The organism is Ewingella allii (genome assembly GCF_044430645.1).
GTDB lineage: Bacteria > Pseudomonadota > Gammaproteobacteria > Enterobacterales > Enterobacteriaceae > Ewingella > Ewingella allii.
The window spans coordinates 78,694-95,562 of the sequence record NZ_JAWUDN010000001.1 but is presented as its reverse complement, the minus strand read 5'-3'; the positions used below and the strand labels follow the sequence as shown (position 1 = coordinate 95,562).

The window sequence follows — 16,869 nt, the reverse complement described above, 5'->3', positions numbered from 1 at the left end:
AGCGTTACTCCATTGGAGACGTGGTTCGGCCGAGCCGCCCGCGTCCTCATTTATATGTTTAAAGGGATAGTTCGAAAATTCGATAAATCAGCAGGTTTTAAGCGAAGCCGGACATCGCCCGTCGGCGGAAAGTGATTGCGGTTCAAGCAGTTGGTGCGCCAGCGACTCGGCGTGTTCGGCCACCTGCGGCAGCCCCATCAGTTCGCCAAAGCGACCGCGCGCCGCCGGGCCGACCACGTGCAGATGCGGATTGGCCTCGCCATGCAGATTCACCGTTTGCGAGTGCCGGTTGACCAGAATGCCCAGCGCCAGCGGGTCAGGCTGAATCAGGCCGTCGGCCGCCAGCTGTTGCAGCAGCGCGTCGCTTTCCAGCAGCGCGCCGTGGGCCGGGCCGGTGGTGACGATGATTTTATCGACCAGCAGGCTTTGCGCAGCCGCGCCGCGTGGTTGCAGGGTCAGCTGCACCTGCTCCCCTTCGGCGCTGACCTGTTGCAGCCTTGCCGCCAAGACCTGTAAGCGCCCGTCGGCCTGCGACTGGGCCAGCACCGCGCTGACCTGCGGCGCGATGCGATAGCGATGCACGTCCCACCACGGGCGCAGGTGGCGCAGAAAACGTTTTTGCTCTTTCAGCGACAGCCGCTGCCAGATGTGCTGGCCGTTGCCGCGAATATCGTCCAACACCAGTTGCCACGGCAGGTTGGAGGCTGCCGCCTGCGCCACTTCCTGACGAACGCGGTGCAGCCAGCCACGGGCGGTGTCGGCCTGCGGGCGCTGATAGTCCAGCGTCCACAGTGGGAAATCGCCACTCAGATTAGGTCGCGGCAGCTGACCACGGCGGGAGAACGCCAGCACCCTGCCGCGATGCCCCTGCCGGTAAAGCGAGGCCACCACGTCTGACATAGTCAAACCGGTGCCGATGATCGCCACGCTGTCCTGCGGCTTCACCGCCGCCAGCGCGTCGGCGCGCCACGGGTTGGCAATCAATGCCGGATGCTGGCCCAGTGCGCGAGCAATCGGCTTGGGCACTGCCGGTGGCGGATGGCTGATAGCCAGCACCACCTCATCAGCCAGATAAACCGCGCCCGACGCTGTCACCATGCCGCCGTGGCGCAGGGCCACCGCGTGGTCGCGCACGTGGCTGAGCTTCACAGCCGAATGCTCGGCGGCTTTGTCGAACTGCTCGGCGATATAAGCCCCGAACTGCCCGCGCTGCGGATAGACTTTGCCATCCTGCCACTGGGCGTCTGGGTCAGCCGGAAAGGCCTGTGAGGCGCGATACCAGCGGTCAAAATCGCCCTCTTCGGCGGCAGAAAGCTGCATTCGCGAGGCGGGAACGTTGATGCGATGCGCCGGGTCTTGGGTGCCATAAGCCACGCCGCGAGCCAGCGCGGGGCGCGGCTCAATCACCGTCACCTGCAAACCGGCCGCGCCCTTGCGGGCCAGATGAATGGCTAACGCGGTGCCGGTAAACCCGCCGCCCACAATCACAATGTGTCGTTCAGCCATGAGCTTGCTCCTCTTAACTGGCGCTGGAGTGCTTAACCGGGCGACGGTCACCGCCGATGGTTTCGCCAAACGGGCCAGTGTTTACCGTGCGCTGGCGCTTCTCCGCGTTGGAGGCCAGCGGCAGCAAAGGCATGACTAAATCGGCGAACTGGTGAGCTTCTTCCAGATGCGGATAGCCGGAAAGGATGAAGTTTTCGATGCCCAGCGCCTGATATTCGCGGATGCGCTCGGCCACCTGTTGCGGGTTGCCGACCAGCGCGGTGCCTGCACCGCCGCGCACCAAGCCAACGCCGGCCCACAGGTTCGGGCCAATCACTAAGCCATCGCGCGAACCGCCGTGCAGCGCGCTCATGCGAGCCTGCCCGGTGGAGTCCATGCGGGCGAAAATCTTCTGCGCGGCGGCAATGGTGTCGTCATCAAGATGGGAGATCAGGCGGTCAGCCGCGGCCCACGCCTCTTCTTCGGTTTCACGCACAATCACGTGCAGGCGAATGCCGAAGGTCAGTTTGCGGCCCTGCGCTTCAGCGCGCTGGCGCACCACGGCCAGTTTTTCCGCCACCTGCTCTACCGGCTCGCCCCACGTCAGGTAGGTATCAATCTGGTTGGCCGCCACGTCGATGGCTTCTTCGGAAGAGCCACCAAAGTAGAGCGGCGGGCCATTTTCCTGCACCGGCGGGAACAGCACTTCGGCCCCTTCGACGCGAATATGCTCGCCGTTGAAATCAACCTTTTCGCCTTTCAGCAGGCGGGAATAGACGTCAAGAAATTCGCGAGTGACCTGATAACGCTCGGCGTGGCTGAGGAAAATGCCGTCGCCTTTGTTTTCTACCGGGTCGCCGCCGGTGACGACGTTAATCAGCAGACGGCCTTCGGAGAGGCGATCCAGCGTGGCGGCCATCCGCGCGGCAAGGCTTGGCGGCTGGAGGCCGGGGCGAACCGCCACCAGATAGCGTAAACGTTTGGTGATAGGGGCCAGCGCCGAGGCCACCAGCCATGAGTCTTCGCAGCTTTTTCCGGTTGGGATCAACACGCCGTAGTAGCCCAGATTGTCGGCAGCAATGGCAACCTGCTGTAAATACGGCAAGTCTACTGCGCGCCCACCTTCGGTGGTGCCAAGGTAGCGGCCATCACCGTGAGTGGGCAAAAACCAGAATACGTTGATGTTGTCCTGTGTTGCGTCGCTCATTATCTCTTTCCTATATAACGATATCTAAATTTATTTGATAGAAAGTTACTGTTTGGTTATAACCCCATGAGCAGGAAGTGTGCCAATAGTGACAATTTAATTTCCTATTTATTATCAGTAAGTTAAATATTTTCACTATTTGAAGTTTTGCTGCAAATGCAGCAGGCGTTGAACGTAAACTGGTGCATTTGCAACAACTGGCGGTTTTATCCCCTCGCCGACGCCCTTGGACAGCGGTATGGTTTTCTTCCCCTACCCCGCAGGAGTGATTCAGATGCAAAGCCACGGCCCAACCCTTGTCGATCCCGCATCGATAGCTTTTCAAAGCGTGCTTGACCGCCTTGCGCCCACTGACGCCACGGTGCTGATCGTCGGGGAAACCGGCACCGGGAAAGAGGTAGTGGCGCGCTATCTGCATCATCACAGCCTGCGGCGTAATGAGCCTTTTTTGGCGGTTAACTGCGGGGCATTAACCGAAAGCCTGGCGGAGTCAGAGTTGTTCGGGCATGAGAAAGGGGCGTTTACCGGCGCGACGGAGCGCCATCAGGGCTGGTTCGAGGCGGCCGAGGGCGGCACGCTGCTGCTGGATGAAATAGGCGAGCTGAGCCTGCCGCTGCAGGTCAAACTGCTGCGCGTGTTGCAGGAGCGCGAAGTGACGCGGGTCGGCTCACGCAGCCCGGTCAAAGTGAATGTGCGGGTGATTGCCGCCACCCACGTCGACTTAACCCACGCCATCCGCGAGCGGCGCTTTCGCGAAGATCTCTATTACCGCCTCAACGTCGCCGCCGTCACCCTGCCGCCGCTGCGCCAGCGCCGGGAAGATATTCCGCTGTTGGCCGAGCACTTTCTCACCCTCTACGCGCGGCGACTGGGGCGACCACAGCTGCGGCTGGCCGACGACACTCTTGACCAACTCATGGAGTACCCGTGGCCCGGCAATGTCCGCGAGCTGGAAAACACCCTGCACAACGCGGTCCTGCTGAGTAGAGATCCGCTGATCACCCCGCGCCAGTTAAGGCTCGGCCCGGTGGGTATCGACCACCTGCCGATGGGGCAAGACGGGCTGGATGAGTTTATGCGCCAGCAACTTACCCGCCAGCAGGAGCAGAACAGCGATAACCCGCTGTACCAACGGGTAATAGACGCGCTGGTGCGCAACGCCTTTGAGCTAAGTAACAGCAATCAGCTGCAAACCGCCGCCCTGCTTGGCGTCAGCCGCAATACCCTGCGCACCCACCTCGGGCATCTCGGGCTGATTAAGGCCCGGCGCAGCGTCACCGGCCTTGGCCCGCGTGGCGTGAGCGAGCGCCCGCAGCACGAGCGCGAAGTGCGCATTGGTTATCAGAAGTTTGGCAATCTCGGCATTCTAAAAGCCCGCCAGTCGCTGGAGGCGCAGTTCGCCGACCGCGATATCAGCGTGCTGTGGAGTGAGTTCCCCGCTGGCCCGCAGCTGCTGCACGCCCTGAACAACCGCGAGATAGATTTCGGCACCACTGGCGAAGTACCTCCAGTGTTCGCCCAAGCCAACGGCAGCATGCTGACCTACGTGGCGTGGGAGCCGGCCGCGCCGCAGAGCGTGGCGCTGCTCGTCGCGCAGGACAGCCCGATTGTTTCTATTGAAGATTTACGCGGTAAGCGCATCGCGGTGAATAAAGGCTCCAATGTGCATTATCTGTTAGTGCAGATTTTGGATGAGGCCGGGCTGACGCTTGACGACGTGCGAGTGGTCTACGCGCCGCCGAAATATCCGCTGACGCCGAGCGACCATCACGCCGTGGACGCCTGGATGATGTGGGACCCGCTGCTGAGCGACGCCGAGCACGGCGGCAAGCTGCGGGTGATCGCCAACGGCAGTGGGCGGGTCAACAATCACCAGTTTTATCTGGCGCACCGCGAGTTTGCGGCTCGCTCGGCGGACCTGCTGCACACCCTGATGCGCGCGCTGGAGCAGACCGGGCGCTATATCGACGCCAATCGCGAAGAGGCCGCCGCCCTGCTCTCCGATGAACTGGGGCTAGAACCCAGTTCGTTGCTGCACGCGCTGGCGCGACGCAGCCACCAGACTCAGCGCATGGATTTGGGGATCATTCGCGACCAGCAGGCCATCGCCGACCGTTTCTACGCGCTGGGCCTGCTGCCTCGTGCGATTAAAGTGCGTGACGCGGTGTGGAACGAGTAGCGCGGCGGTAAGCAAAAAATTGGCAAAGCTTAGGTTTTATTCTCATTAAGCACTTTTTTCAGCCTTTGCTATGTTCGCTGACATAATCCGGTTACCAGAGAAACCTCATGAAAAAATTACTGCTCAGCGGCCTGAGTGCCGCCATTCTGCTCGGCTCTTTCAACGCGGCATGGGCCGAAGACGCCCCGAAAACCGTCAATATTGGCTATCAGAAAGCCAATATTTTCGCCCTGCTCAAGTACCGTGGCACCCTCGACAGCGACTTCAGCAAACAGGGGATCACCGTGCGCTGGGTGGAATTCCCGGCTGGCCCGCAGATGCTCGAAGGGCTGAACGTCGGCAGCATCGACTTAGCCGCCACCGGCGACGCGCCGCCGACGTTCGCTCAGGCCGCCAAAGCGGATTTAGTCTATCTGGCGCACTCACCGGCCAACCCGCAAACCGAAGCCATCGTGGTGCCGGAGAACTCGCCAATCAAAACCGTGGCGGATTTGAAAGGCAAGCGCGTGGCGCTGAACAAGGGTTCTGACGTCAACTATCTGCTGGTCAGCGCGCTGGAAAATGCCGGTTTGAAATATAAAGACGTGACCCCGGTTTACCTACCGCCAAGCGATGCCCGGGCGGCATTTCAACGCGGCGCGGTGGATGCATGGGTGATTTGGGACCCGTATCTGGCCGAAGTGGAAACTCATGAAAAAGCGCGCTTGGTGAAGAATGCCGAAGGTTTGGTGCCGCACTACACCTTCTATCTCGCCAGCCGTAAGTTTGCCGACACCTATCCGCAAACCGCCGAAAAAGTGGTGGACGAGCTGAAACAGCTGAGCGACTGGGCGAACAAAAACCCGGACGGCGCGGCGGATATTTTGTCGACATCCACCGGTCTTGATAAAGCCATCTGGGCCAAAGCCGTCGCCCGCATGCCGTTTGGCGCCGAGCGCATGACCCCGGAAGTGTTCAAAGAGCAGCAGGCTCTGGCCGACAAATTCAGCGAAATCGGCCTGCTGCCGGTCAAGGTGAATGTCTCTAGCGCCACCTGGTCGCTGGATAAGAAGTAAGTTAAAGGCTAACTCAGCCCCTCAGCGATTTTGGCGTCACGCCAAACTTCTTGCGAAACGCGACGGAGAAATGCGCGGGGCTGTAACCCACTTGATAAGCGGCCGTGGAGACGCTCACGTCCCCCGCCGTTAACATTTGCCACGCCGTTTCAAGGCGCAGCGATTGCAGATATTCAAACACGCTTTCCCCAAACAGGCGGCGAAAACCGACCGTCAGCTTGCGGGTGTTCATGCCGACGCTAAGCGCCAACTCGGCGAGCGTCGGCGGGTTAAGCATCCGCTTACTCAACAGCTGTTTGGCGTGATTTAGCTTGTCGATATCCGCCGACGAGAGACGCAGCAGGTCGTTTTCCGTCAGCGCGGGAGGGGCAGCAAAGGCGTCCAGCGTATAGGCGATGATCTCCAGCGCTTTGCCAGACAGATAGAGCGCCCGTGAAATCCCCTGCAGCGGGCAGCTGGCGACCTGAGCGCGCAGCGCCTTAATGGCCGGCGAGGACTCCATCACCATTAGCCTGGGGCCAGTGAATGTCTCCAGCTGGAAAGCGTGCTGAAGTTGCTGCTGCACCTCAACCGCCAGCCGGCTGTCGATAGCCGACGGCGAGAGCGAAATCGCGGTATGCTCCAGCACCCGCCCCGGCTCAAAGCGCTGCATCCCTTCACTCTCACCTTGGTTCCACACCGCACAAAGACAGGGGCCGCTAATGCGCTGGCTGCCTGATGCGCCCGGCAACTTACAGAGCAATTCGCCGCGATCGACAATAATGATTTTCAGCCCCTGCTGGAGACGTTCGGTTTCCCATTCCGCGTTCTGCGGGCAAATTGAACCACTGCTAAAGGCAATCGCCCCCTCAAAAATGGCCTCATTGGCCGACTGACCCACTTCGCCGCTGCTGTTTTTCATCTGACGACCTGTTGAAAAGGGCGGGAGACGCCGCCGCAAGTTGTTGCTAATAATTCTTATTCTCACATTATCAGCCTTTGCCTTGCACTTCCAGATATCGCGCGCCAAGGCGCTACACGCAAGGTTCCCAAGGCTATTTATCGAAAGAAAGAGTTCCGCCAGCGAAAGCCTTCGCCATTGCCAGAAAAATCCTCAGGGTGAGAATAGCCAGCGCTGAAATAATTCTCATTCGCCTTGGAGATAACCGGTGTTAAAGCATAAAAAACATAAAATGACTCTTTTGGCCGCGTGCGTTGGCGCAAGCTCGCTGGCCGTTTCTATACCAGGATGGGCACAAAATAGCGGGGAAGAAGAGACGCTGACCGTCACCGCCGACGGCAGTTCGGCGCACGGCGAAGGCTATGTGGCGAAACAGAGTAAAACCGGCAGCCGAACCAACGCGTCGGTGCTGGCAACCCCGCAGTCGCTGAGCGTGATTGGCCGCGATGAGCTGACCGATCGCAACGTTCAAACCACCACCGAGGCGCTGCGCTATACGCCGGGCGTGTTCGCCTCGACCTCCGCCGTCAGCTCAAGGTTTGACTACTTCAGCCTGCGCGGATTCGACGCCACGCTGAACGGCGCGCTGCTCGACGGCCTGCGCTCCACCACCGCGCAATCCTATGTGCGCTATCAGCCCTATGGACTAGAAAGTATCGACGTGCTGCGCGGCCCGACCGGTTTTCTCTACGGCGTCGGCTCGCCGGGCGGCGTGGTGAATGGCATCAGCAAGCACCCTACCGCACAGCCGCTGCACGAAGTGGGCGTACAGGTGGGTAATCACGACAGATATCAGGGGCAGTTTGATTTCTCCGGACCGGTCAATGATGACAAAACCCTGCTCTACCGGCTGGTCGGCGTGGGTCGCGATAGCAACACCCAGTTTAAAAACGTGCCGGATGATACCGGATATATCGCCCCTTCCCTGACCTGGCAGCCCGACCGCGATACCACGCTGACCCTGCTGACTTCCTTTAGCCGCGACAAGTTTGGCCCGCCGCGCAACTTCACGCCGATTTACGGCACCCTGCTGAGCAACCCGAACGGCAAGCTGCCGCGCGATGTCTATCTCGATAACAGCGGGCTGGACAACCGCATGAACCAAACCAACATCGGCTATGAGTTTGATCACCGCTTCGACGACGTTTGGTCATTCCACTCCGCCAGCCGCTACACCTCTAACGACCTGCTGACCCAAACCTGGTCGGGTACCCGACTGGCGGCGGACATGCGCACGCTGAACCGCGCAGCCTATGAGTTTGGTATTAAAGGCAAAGTGTGGGCCACGGACAATAATGTGAAAGCGCACTGGGACGCGGGTTCGGTGACCGGAACCACGGTACTCGGCGTGGGTTATCGCCGCACCGGGGAGGATTACTATCTGAATTACGGCGCAGCGCCGTCGGTGGACATTTACCACCCGACCTACGGGGGCAATTTCTCCGCCGCGACGCCTTTCACCTCGACCTATCAAAAAGCCGATGAAACCGGCGTCTATTTGGGCAACACGCTGGCGCTGGCCGAGCGCCTGATGCTCGACCTGTCGGCACGCGAGGATTGGGCCTCGGTCAGCACCGATAATCGGCTGAAAAGTACCTCAACCAGTCAGGATGACCACCACTTCACGTGGCGAGCCGGGCTGACGTGGCTCACCGACAGTGGCGTCGCGCCTTATGTCAGTTACACCACCTCTTTTGCGCCGGTTCTTGGCACCAATTTCTATGGTGAAACCTTCAAACCTACCACCGGCAAGCAGATTGAAACCGGCGTGAAATACCAGCCAGACAGCTTTGACGGGCTGTTTACGCTGGCGTGGTTCAACCTCGAGCAAAATAACGTTTCCACCACTGACCCTAACAACAACCTGAATACGGTGCAGACCGGGCAAGTGACGTCGAAGGGGATTGAAGCCTCGGCCGCCGCCAATCTCACTCCGGCCATGAAGGTTATCGCCAGCTATACCTGGAATGATTTGGAAACCACCAAAAGCACGGTGGCGGGCGCACAGGGCAAGACGCCGACCGGCATGCCGGAGCAGATGGCTTCTCTTTGGGCTGATTACAGCATTCAGCAGGGGCCGCTCACCAGCCTCGGCTTCGGCGCGGGCGTGCGCTACGTCGGCAAAACCTGGGCCGATACCAATAACAGCATTCGCGTGCCGGACTACACCCTGTTTGATGCCGCCTTGCACTATGACCTTGGCGAACTAGACCGCTCACTGCACGGGGTAAAACTGGCGGTTAACGCTAACAATCTGTTTAAAAAAGATTATTACTCAGGTTGCGGCACCACCAGCTGTAGTCAAGGCTTTGACCGCACGCTCACCGCAACCGTCAGCTATCGCTGGTAAGGAACAGAAGAATGACCCGATTGAAATCACTCATGGCGCTGGCGGCCTCGCTGCTGTTTATCGCCAGCTTTACCGCCGCCGCCGCGCCCATCACCGTGACGGATATGCTGAATCGCAGCGTGACGCTGCCTGCTCCCGCCAAGCGCATTGTGCTGGCGGAGAGCCGCCATATCATCACCTTGGCCTTGCTGGAAAAGGACCCGCTGGAGAATATCGTCGCGTGGGGCACCGACCTGCAACGCTACTCGCCTTCCACCTTCGACGCCCTGAAGCAGCGTTTTCCACAGGCCGCGACGGTGCCGCAAATCGGTGACTTGAATAGCGGCACCTTTTCGATGGAGGCGGCCATCGCCGCCAAACCGGATCTGGTGATTTTCACCCTGTATGGCCGCATCCCCGAGGGGCTGAATAAGCTCGACGCGGCGCATATTCCCTATGTTTTCGTCGACTTCTTCCGCCGTCCGCTGGTCAACACCGTCCCGAGCATGTTGATGCTTGGCAAGCTTCTTGACCACCAGCCGGAGGCCGAAGCCTTTGCCCAGCTCTACCAGCAGCATATGGATAACCTCGCCCAACGGCTGGCCAACCTGCCGCGCCCGCTGGTGTTTTTCCACCTAAATCCTGGCGGCGATGACTGCTGCTTTACCTCCGGCACTGGCAACATGAGCGATTTTATCGCGGCGGCGGGCGGGCGTAATTTAGGTGCAGAAGCGCTGACCAGCGGCATTGGTAAGTTGAATCTGGAATACGTGCTGGCGAAAAAGCCGGACTTTTATCTGGCCGGCGGTGGCTCCACCGTCACCCGCAAAGGGCTGCTGGTCGGCCCTGACGTCACGCCGGAGCAGAGTGCGCGCTCGCTGCAAGCCATCATTGAGCAGCCGACCCTCGCCAGCCTGTCGGCAATTCGCAACCAACGCGCAGCGGGGATCTGGCTGTTCTTCTTCGACAACCCGCTGTTCTTTGTGGGCGTTGAAGAGATGGCAAAAATGTTCCACCCAAGCGCCTTTGCCGAGCTGAATCCTGCTCAGACGCTGGATGAAATAAATCAGCGCTTTCTGGCCTTCCCGCTGCGAGGCACTTTCTGGAGCGGCCCGGCCCAATGAGAGCACCGGTTAAGGGATTAACAGCTTCACTCCTGCCGCCACTGGCGCAGGCGATCACCATCAATGTGGCGGTGATCGCCTGTTATCTCGCTCAGGCCGGGCTGACGGCTCTGCTGCTACACAGGTTAATGATGGCAGGAAGTTCGGCCAGGATAGCCACTCCACTCATGCTGTTGGTGGGCGTGATAGCCCTTCGCGCCGGGCTGTTGTGGCTAAGTGAAATCGCGGCCCAGCGGGTGGCGGCAACCTGCAAAACGGTATTGCGCCGACGCTTACTGCAACAATTAACGCGCTTCGGGCCGGGGATTGGCTTAGTGCATAAGGTCGGTGACTTACAGGCCACGGTGATTGGCGGCGTTGAAGCCATAGAAAGCTACTACAGCCGCTACCTCCCTGCCGCCTGGACCGCCCTGCTCGGCTGCGCGCTGGCGCTTGGCGTGATGGTCTGGATTGATTGGCCCTCGGGCTTACTGCTGGCGCTGTTTGTGCTGGCTTTCCCGCTGCTCGACTGGGGATGGATGCGCTGGCAGAGGCCGCAGGCAACCAGCGTTTTTGCCGCAATGGGCGTCTTTAGCAACCGGCTCCTGGATGCACTGCAAGGGCTAGCCACGCTGAAAGCCTTTGGCGCATCGCCGCGCTGGCGGTCCAAGCTGGCGCAGGATGCCGCCGAGCTGCGACGCGCGTCGATGGCGACGCTAAACGTCACGCTAATGCGCGGCGGCATCACGCGCTTAATCACCCTCAGCGGTATTGCGCTGGTGCTGGCATTCAATGCCTGGCGCGTCGCCGGGCAGCAGCTCTCGCCGATGGTGTTACTGCTCACCCTGTTTCTCGCCCGCGAGGCGTTTCGCCCGCTGGGTAAGCTGGAAAACGCCTTTCATACCGCATGGGCTGCCAGCGGCGCGCAGGGGCCTATTGCCGAGCTATTGTCCCTCCGCCCGCCGGTTGCTGATCCTCTCCAGCCTAAGGCGCGCGCCGACAGTTATTCACTTAGCGTCGATAAGCTGTCATTTACTTATCCGCAGGGCCAGCCCGCGCTGACTGATGTCTCTTTTCGCATTGAGGAACAGCAGTTCGTGGCGATAGTCGGGCCGTCGGGTGCAGGTAAATCCACCCTGATGGCTCTGCTGCTGCGCAGCTTCGACCCGCAGCTAGGGGCTATTAGCCTCGGCGGCGTGGATATACGCCAACTCGAGCTTCAGGCCCTGCGGCAAAGCATCAGTTTAGTATCGCAAGAGGTGTTTCTGTTTCATGGCTCGATTGCCGACAACCTGCGCATTGCCAAACCCGATGCCAGCGACGAGGAGTTAGCCACCGCGGCGCGAGCGGCGCAAATTGCCGATTTCATCGAACAATTGCCGCAGGGTTATCAGACGCAGGTCGGCGAGCGCGGGGCGCAGCTCTCCGGCGGCCAGCGCCAGCGGTTAGCCATTGCCCGCGCATTGCTTAAAGATGCGCCGATTTTACTGCTCGATGAAGCCACCGCCAGCATTGACAGCGACAGCGAACGGGCGCTGCGCCAGGCCTTGTCGCAGTTTCGCGGGCGGCGCACGGTGATTGCTATTGCCCATCGGCTCGAAAGCATTCAACACGCGGATCTGATTCTGGTGTTCGAAGAGGGGCGGCTGGTCGAACAGGGTCAGCATCCACAACTCAGCGCCAACGGCGGCTGCTATGCCCGTCTGCTCGCCGCACAGGAGGAGATGTTATGAGCACGAAGCAGATCGGAATGTGGGGACTTGTCCGCCTGATGAAAGGCCAACAGGGCCTATTGGCGCTCACCCTGTTGGCGGGAATAGTGGCACAAAGCGGCACGCTGGCGAGCATCGCGCTGGCGGCGTGGCTCACTGGCTGCGCCATCGTTACCCCCTCCGTCAGCGGCTTAATTCCCATTATTGGCTGGATGTTAGGTCTGGTGCTGTTGACCGCCGCGGCGCGCTGGGTGCAGAGTTGGTCGTCCCATGATTTGGCTTTCGCCCTGATTGAGAAGCTACAGATAGGGATTTTTGACGGACTAGAACGCGCCGCGCCGGGCAGGCTGCTGGGGCAGCGCGTTGGCGATCTGGCCTCGATTGCGACTCACGATGCCGAGCTAATGGAGCGTTTTTATGCCCATACGCTGGCAGATTATGTCGGCGCGGTCATCGTCCCGCTCGCCGCGCTGGCTGTGCTGTATGGCATTCATCCGCAACTGGCGTTAGTCGTTTCCCCTTTCCTGCTGCTGATCGCGAGCGTGCCACTATGGCTATCTCGGCTCGCGGCGCATCAGGGAAAGCAAGTGATGTCCCAGCTCGGGCAGCTTAATGCCGACACGGTCGAATTTATTGCCGGGCAGCGCGAACTGGCGGTCTTCGGCCAAAGTGAAAATGTGGTTCAGCGGCTGGTGCGGGACACTCAGAATCTCAGCAAAGCCCAGCGCCGATACGGCTCGCGCAGTGGTCTGGAGCAGGCGGCAATTGACCTGCTGAGTGCCTCGACGTTGGTGGCGACGGTGTTATCAGCCAGCCATTTATTGGCGCAGGGCCAGCTTGAAACGCTGATGCTACCTGTGGTGCTGGTACTCAGCGTCGGCGCCTTGCTGCCTATCGTCGACGTCACCCAGACCGCCAGCCAGTGGGGGGAGTTGCGCGCTGGCGCAGCCCGGATTTTAACCATTATGCAGCAGTCGGCGCAGGTCCGTGATGAAGGCAAGGCATCGGCCCCCATTGAGAAATCCCTGCGCGTCGAGCAGGTGAGTTTTACCTATGACCGCCATCAAAAGGCCGTTCTGGATAAGCTAAGTTTTGAAGTGAAAAGCGGAGAAATCGTCGCGCTGAGCGGCGCGTCGGGCGCGGGTAAAAGCACCCTCACCCATCTGCTGTTGCGTTTTTGGGACCCGGACAGCGGCGCGATTTTCATTGGCGATCGCGACATTCGCACTCTGCCACTGGCGACGCTGCGCCAACTCGTCTGCTGGGTGCCGCAGGATGTCTATCTTTTCGCCGGAACGATTGAGGAAAACATCCGCCTTGGTTGCCCGCAGGCCAGTCAGGCGCAGGTAGTGGAAGCCGCGAGATTAGCGCAGGCAGATGCCTTTATTCGCACCCTGCCGCAGGGCTATAAAAGCCAGTGCGGCGAAGGCGGCAAGCAGCTTTCCGGCGGCCAGCGGCAGCGCATTGCCATTGCCCGCGCGCTGCTGACCGAAGCGCCGATTTTGATTCTCGACGAAGCCTCTTCCAGCCTGGATAACCCTAACGAGCTGGCTTTCCAGCGAGCGCTTGAGAGCCTGCGCCACCAGCGCACTATCCTCCTTATCGCCCATCGCCCAGCAACGCTTCGCCGGGCGGATCGGGTGGTGAAAGTGGGTAACTCACAGGCGAGCTGAAGGGTTAACGAATCTCCACTTCCGCCTCGATTTCTACCGGGATATCAAACGGCAACTCCGCCAGCCCCACGGCGCTGCGGCTGTGGGCGCCAATCTCTGGGCCGAAGACGCGCAGGATGACGTCGGAACAGCCGTTAATCACCGGCGGCAGGCGGTTGAAGCCCGGCGCGGCATTGACCATGCCGAACAGGCGATTCCACGCCACAATTCGGTCCAGTGAGCCAAGTTCGCGGTGCAGACTACCGAGAATCGATAGCGCGGTGAGCTGCGCCGCCCTGTAGGCCTGCTCCTCGCTCACTTCGCGCCCGACTTTGCCAAGCGTGGTGTACAGCGAGCCATCGGCGTTTTGCGGCCCGTGCCCCGACACGTAGGCGCGGTTATTCACCACCCGTACCACTTTGAAGGGGAAAACCACGCCCGGAGGCGGAACCAGTTCTGGCGGCAAAACCCAGCCAGCGTCTTCTAATGCCTGATAAATTTTAGACATAATGATCCTTATGGTGGCTACATCTGGGGTTGATATTGCAAAGGCGAAGCGTGCTAAGTCAGATCAAGATAGCGCGTATTTCTCCGGAAAGAAGCCAGCGAGTGTGAAGAAATATTTGCCGCCACTGTTCGTTAGTTTTTTTAATCCACTGTTATAGCTGGTTTTTCCCCAGACGCTTTAGAATGCAGCCCATCGGCCCAAGAGCCGTATCTCAAGCAAGGACACTTGGCCCGCTAGCAGTGCGGGCTTTTTTTTGGGTTGGGTTTGTTATTTGCCTTCACTCCCCACCGGCGGGGAGTGATTTCGTGCAGGCCTAGAAGTTTTTATCGAAGCTTAGAAACAGGTTGGTTTCATCGTAGCTGTAGAAGTCGATATTGCTGTTGACCACTTTGTAGATCACGTTGATTTTGGGCATCAGGTTGAAGAAATAGAAGTCGCGGTGCCAGAGCGATAAGGCGTAGATTTGCTCGTTATCCTTACGCTTGACCTGAAAAATGTCGTTTTCCCCTTGATACCTTTTCTGTGCCAGATTCGCCATCAGCCCCATGGAAACACCGTAAGGCAGTGCCGTTTCGGCCCCCAGACGTGCGCCCAGACGCCGATTGGTTTCGGCATCAATCTGGGTTTTCTGCTGACCCAAATCTACCCCGGTGAAAACTGAAAGCCGCGCACTGACCGCGTGCGCCAGCGTGGTAGAAAGCAGCCCGTTGTGGCCCTTCAGTCCCGAATAATCCTGATTATCATAATCAAGCTTCTGGTATTCCACCGCCTGACTGGCCTGCCAGTCGGGAGCCAGCAAATAGCTGTATTCCGCCCTGACGCCCGCCCCTTTCGAATAGGCGTCCGTGCCATACCAGCGCTTCTCATAAAATGGCAATAAAGCCAGCTGCTGGCGGGCATTGAGGAAGGCGTAGCCGAGATAAACCCGCGAGGTGATGTCGTCGTAATCGTGGTTATTCCAATAGGATTTGCCACTGAGCGTGGTTCTGAAACGCACATTCTGGTGGTCGCTGAACTGGAAATCTCGCTGCGCTAAGCCACCAAAGTAAAGCCCTTCGCCGCGCTTCGGGTAAGAGTCGGGGTTGCGCTGAAATACCCGCTCCCCGATGGTGATGTATTTGTCATTCGAGGCGTTATTGACGTTGCTGTCATTGAGATAGCTCAGGCTGAAGTTGCCGGTCCACCCCGCGCGCTTCTCCATAAATTCGAGATAACTGTCAATGTTACTCTGCACTTCCGGCGGCGGGTTCTGGCTACGAGCCTGCTCGAAGTTCCACCTCGCAGCCTGATATTGCCGGTCTTCAAACAGCGCTTTTGCCAGATCCAGCCTGACGCGAACATATTCGGGATGAGCAGCCAATAGCGTGCGATAAGCGGCGATAGCCTGTCGGTATTCTCCCCGGCTGTGCGCCAGCCCAGCTCGGGCATACAGCACCAGCGACCTGTCCGCCCGTGGGCTATTTTCATAGACCGGCAGGATGGCGCTGACCACCGGCCATTGGCTTTCTTCTACCGCCTGATTGAGCAACTCTCCCGCCAGTTGCGGGTTCTTTTTTAATATCGCGTTATCCACCACCGGGCCTCGAGATCCGGCTCCCGCCGTGGCGCGGTCGATGGGTTGCAGCACTTGCAGATTGGATGCGGCGGGCACGACCTGCGTTTCTGGCTGAACGGCCAGCGCGGAGACGGCGGGCCATACGCAAAGGGTCAACAGCCAGGGGAAACGGCGAAATTCCATTTTTTTAGAGATTCATGTCAGCGGAGCGAGGCAGAAATTCCCCGGCGCCGTAGCAGCGCGCCGGGTTCGAGTTTACTGAGCGGCAGTCGCACCAAAAGAGGCGTCCAGCTTGGCATCGGCGAACTGCGCTAAGCCTCCCAGCTCCTGCGCGGCGGGGCCATTGAAGTGACCGACGAATGTCCCGTCCTGCCCGGCAGTTTGTGCCGCACCTTTAATGCCACCATTGATAATTTGGCCCTGCATGGCGATTTCAGAACCAAATTTTTCGCCAGCGGCGATATTGCCGTTAATGGTTTTGGCGGCGAAATCAACCTGGAAAGTGGCAGGTGAAAGCTGACCATCACGCATGCCGCTGCCGGTGTAAGTCGCGCTACCCTGTGTTGGCACCGCGTTGGCCGGGGTCGCTTCGCCCGTGTAGAACACGCCGTGCTTATCTTCTCTGTATGACGTCCAGGTGCCGTAATTGGTGTAGCTCATTCGGCCGCAGCAATAAGTGGTGCTTTTGACAATCTCGCGGGTGTTAGCGTCTTGCAGGCTTTCTGTCACCGTGCCCGAGACAATCAGGCCGGGTTTACGCATCAGGTAGGAAGAGCCGTCCGGCGTGACGTAGGTATAACCGGACACCGAACCCAATGTCGCTTTAGAGGCAGGGATTTCGCCACTGTCCGTCGCGCCATTGCCCGAATTACCGGTATTGGTATCAGGAACCGGCGTAGGGGCGACCACCTGTGGTTGAGAGCCGCCGTCATCACCGCCCCCGCCTCCGCCTCCACCGCAAGCCGTTAATAAGGCTGTAGAAATCAATGTCGCCAGAAGTAATAAAGGTTTTTTCTTATGCATGAGATAACGTCCCTTGTTGTAAGTAACTCGCAACAAAAATAAAAGAATTGTAAGAAATGTAAACTAAGATTTTTAGTATATTTAAAAGCAGCGACATTAATTATGGATTTAATATCAGCAT

At 59.2% G+C, this 16,869-nt stretch carries 12 protein-coding genes; 6 read left to right on the top strand and 6 right to left on the bottom strand.

Features of this window, described 5'->3' with window-relative positions:
• Positions 1-87 precede the first annotated feature (87 nt).
• The gene (locus SBO83_RS00450; RefSeq protein ID WP_396130106.1) at positions 88-1,506 is read right to left on the bottom strand and encodes an FAD-dependent oxidoreductase; all 1,419 of its coding nucleotides are present in this window, start codon (positions 1,504-1,506) and stop codon (positions 88-90) included.
• 13 nt (positions 1,507-1,519) lie between these two features.
• Positions 1,520-2,692, bottom strand: a complete 1,173-nt coding sequence (ssuD, locus tag SBO83_RS00445; RefSeq protein ID WP_396130105.1) for an FMNH2-dependent alkanesulfonate monooxygenase — start codon at positions 2,690-2,692, stop codon at positions 1,520-1,522.
• A 274-nt stretch (positions 2,693-2,966) separates the two neighbouring features.
• Between ssuD and SBO83_RS00440 the strand changes: the two genes are divergently transcribed.
• Together SBO83_RS00440 and SBO83_RS00435 are read left to right on the top strand one after the other, a co-directional pair.
• The gene (locus SBO83_RS00440; protein WP_396130104.1) at positions 2,967-4,871 is read left to right on the top strand and encodes an aliphatic sulfonate ABC transporter substrate-binding protein; all 1,905 of its coding nucleotides are present in this window, start codon (positions 2,967-2,969) and stop codon (positions 4,869-4,871) included.
• 107 nt (positions 4,872-4,978) lie between these two features.
• Complete coding sequence (locus SBO83_RS00435) at positions 4,979-5,926, top strand: sulfonate ABC transporter substrate-binding protein (protein ID WP_100937870.1); 948 nt, start codon at positions 4,979-4,981, stop codon at positions 5,924-5,926.
• 13 nt (positions 5,927-5,939) lie between these two features.
• Here the strand turns inward: SBO83_RS00435 and SBO83_RS00430 are convergent, their stop codons facing one another.
• Positions 5,940-6,827: a helix-turn-helix domain-containing protein gene (locus SBO83_RS00430; RefSeq protein ID WP_396130103.1), complete on the bottom strand. Its 888-nt coding sequence runs from the start codon at positions 6,825-6,827 to the stop codon at positions 5,940-5,942.
• 271 nt (positions 6,828-7,098) lie between these two features.
• Between SBO83_RS00430 and SBO83_RS00425 the strand changes: the two genes are divergently transcribed.
• From SBO83_RS00425 to SBO83_RS00410, 4 genes are read left to right on the top strand one after another with little or no spacing between them, the layout of a single operon-like run.
• Positions 7,099-9,216: a TonB-dependent siderophore receptor gene (locus SBO83_RS00425; protein ID WP_396130102.1), complete on the top strand. Its 2,118-nt coding sequence runs from the start codon at positions 7,099-7,101 to the stop codon at positions 9,214-9,216.
• Between the two features lie 11 nt (positions 9,217-9,227).
• Complete coding sequence (locus SBO83_RS00420; RefSeq protein WP_396130101.1) at positions 9,228-10,319, top strand: ABC transporter substrate-binding protein; 1,092 nt, start codon at positions 9,228-9,230, stop codon at positions 10,317-10,319.
• Positions 10,316-12,031, top strand: a complete 1,716-nt coding sequence (locus tag SBO83_RS00415; RefSeq protein ID WP_396130100.1) for an ATP-binding cassette domain-containing protein — start codon at positions 10,316-10,318, stop codon at positions 12,029-12,031. Before SBO83_RS00420 ends, SBO83_RS00415 begins: the two co-directional genes overlap by 4 nt.
• Positions 12,028-13,683: an ATP-binding cassette domain-containing protein gene (locus tag SBO83_RS00410; protein ID WP_396130098.1), complete on the top strand. Its 1,656-nt coding sequence runs from the start codon at positions 12,028-12,030 to the stop codon at positions 13,681-13,683. Before SBO83_RS00415 ends, SBO83_RS00410 begins: the two co-directional genes overlap by 4 nt.
• A 4-nt stretch (positions 13,684-13,687) precedes the next feature.
• On the opposite strand, the gene SBO83_RS00405 is transcribed toward SBO83_RS00410, so the two are convergent.
• The 3 genes from SBO83_RS00405 to SBO83_RS00395 all read right to left on the bottom strand — a co-directional run bounded on the left by SBO83_RS00405 (position 13,688) and on the right by SBO83_RS00395 (position 16,748).
• Positions 13,688-14,170: a RidA family protein gene (locus tag SBO83_RS00405; RefSeq protein WP_396130097.1), complete on the bottom strand. Its 483-nt coding sequence runs from the start codon at positions 14,168-14,170 to the stop codon at positions 13,688-13,690.
• Positions 14,171-14,483: 313 nt separating this feature from the next.
• Entirely contained in the window at positions 14,484-15,908 is a 1,425-nt protein-coding gene (locus SBO83_RS00400) for a surface lipoprotein assembly modifier (protein ID WP_396130096.1), read from the bottom strand.
• Between the two features lie 72 nt (positions 15,909-15,980).
• Positions 15,981-16,748, bottom strand: coding sequence for a Slam-dependent surface lipoprotein (locus tag SBO83_RS00395; RefSeq protein ID WP_396130095.1), 768 nt, complete (start codon positions 16,746-16,748; stop codon positions 15,981-15,983).
• Positions 16,749-16,869: the final 121 nt, after the last annotated feature.

Coding starts and splice junctions, on each gene's coding strand:
- ssuD (WP_396130105.1), bottom strand. CDS start 2,692: ATGAGCGACGCAACACAGGACAACATCAACGTATTCTGGTTTTTGCCC.
- SBO83_RS00405 (WP_396130097.1), bottom strand. CDS start 14,170: ATGTCTAAAATTTATCAGGCATTAGAAGACGCTGGCTGGGTTTTGCCG.
- SBO83_RS00415 (WP_396130100.1), top strand. CDS start 10,316: ATGAGAGCACCGGTTAAGGGATTAACAGCTTCACTCCTGCCGCCACTG.
- SBO83_RS00410 (WP_396130098.1), top strand. CDS start 12,028: ATGAGCACGAAGCAGATCGGAATGTGGGGACTTGTCCGCCTGATGAAA.
- SBO83_RS00420 (WP_396130101.1), top strand. CDS start 9,228: ATGACCCGATTGAAATCACTCATGGCGCTGGCGGCCTCGCTGCTGTTT.
- SBO83_RS00395 (WP_396130095.1), bottom strand. CDS start 16,748: ATGCATAAGAAAAAACCTTTATTACTTCTGGCGACATTGATTTCTACA.
- SBO83_RS00450 (WP_396130106.1), bottom strand. CDS start 1,506: ATGGCTGAACGACACATTGTGATTGTGGGCGGCGGGTTTACCGGCACC.
- SBO83_RS00425 (WP_396130102.1), top strand. CDS start 7,099: ATGACTCTTTTGGCCGCGTGCGTTGGCGCAAGCTCGCTGGCCGTTTCT.
- SBO83_RS00430 (WP_396130103.1), bottom strand. CDS start 6,827: ATGAAAAACAGCAGCGGCGAAGTGGGTCAGTCGGCCAATGAGGCCATT.
- SBO83_RS00400 (WP_396130096.1), bottom strand. CDS start 15,908: ATGGAATTTCGCCGTTTCCCCTGGCTGTTGACCCTTTGCGTATGGCCC.
- SBO83_RS00435 (WP_100937870.1), top strand. CDS start 4,979: ATGAAAAAATTACTGCTCAGCGGCCTGAGTGCCGCCATTCTGCTCGGC.
- SBO83_RS00440 (WP_396130104.1), top strand. CDS start 2,967: ATGCAAAGCCACGGCCCAACCCTTGTCGATCCCGCATCGATAGCTTTT.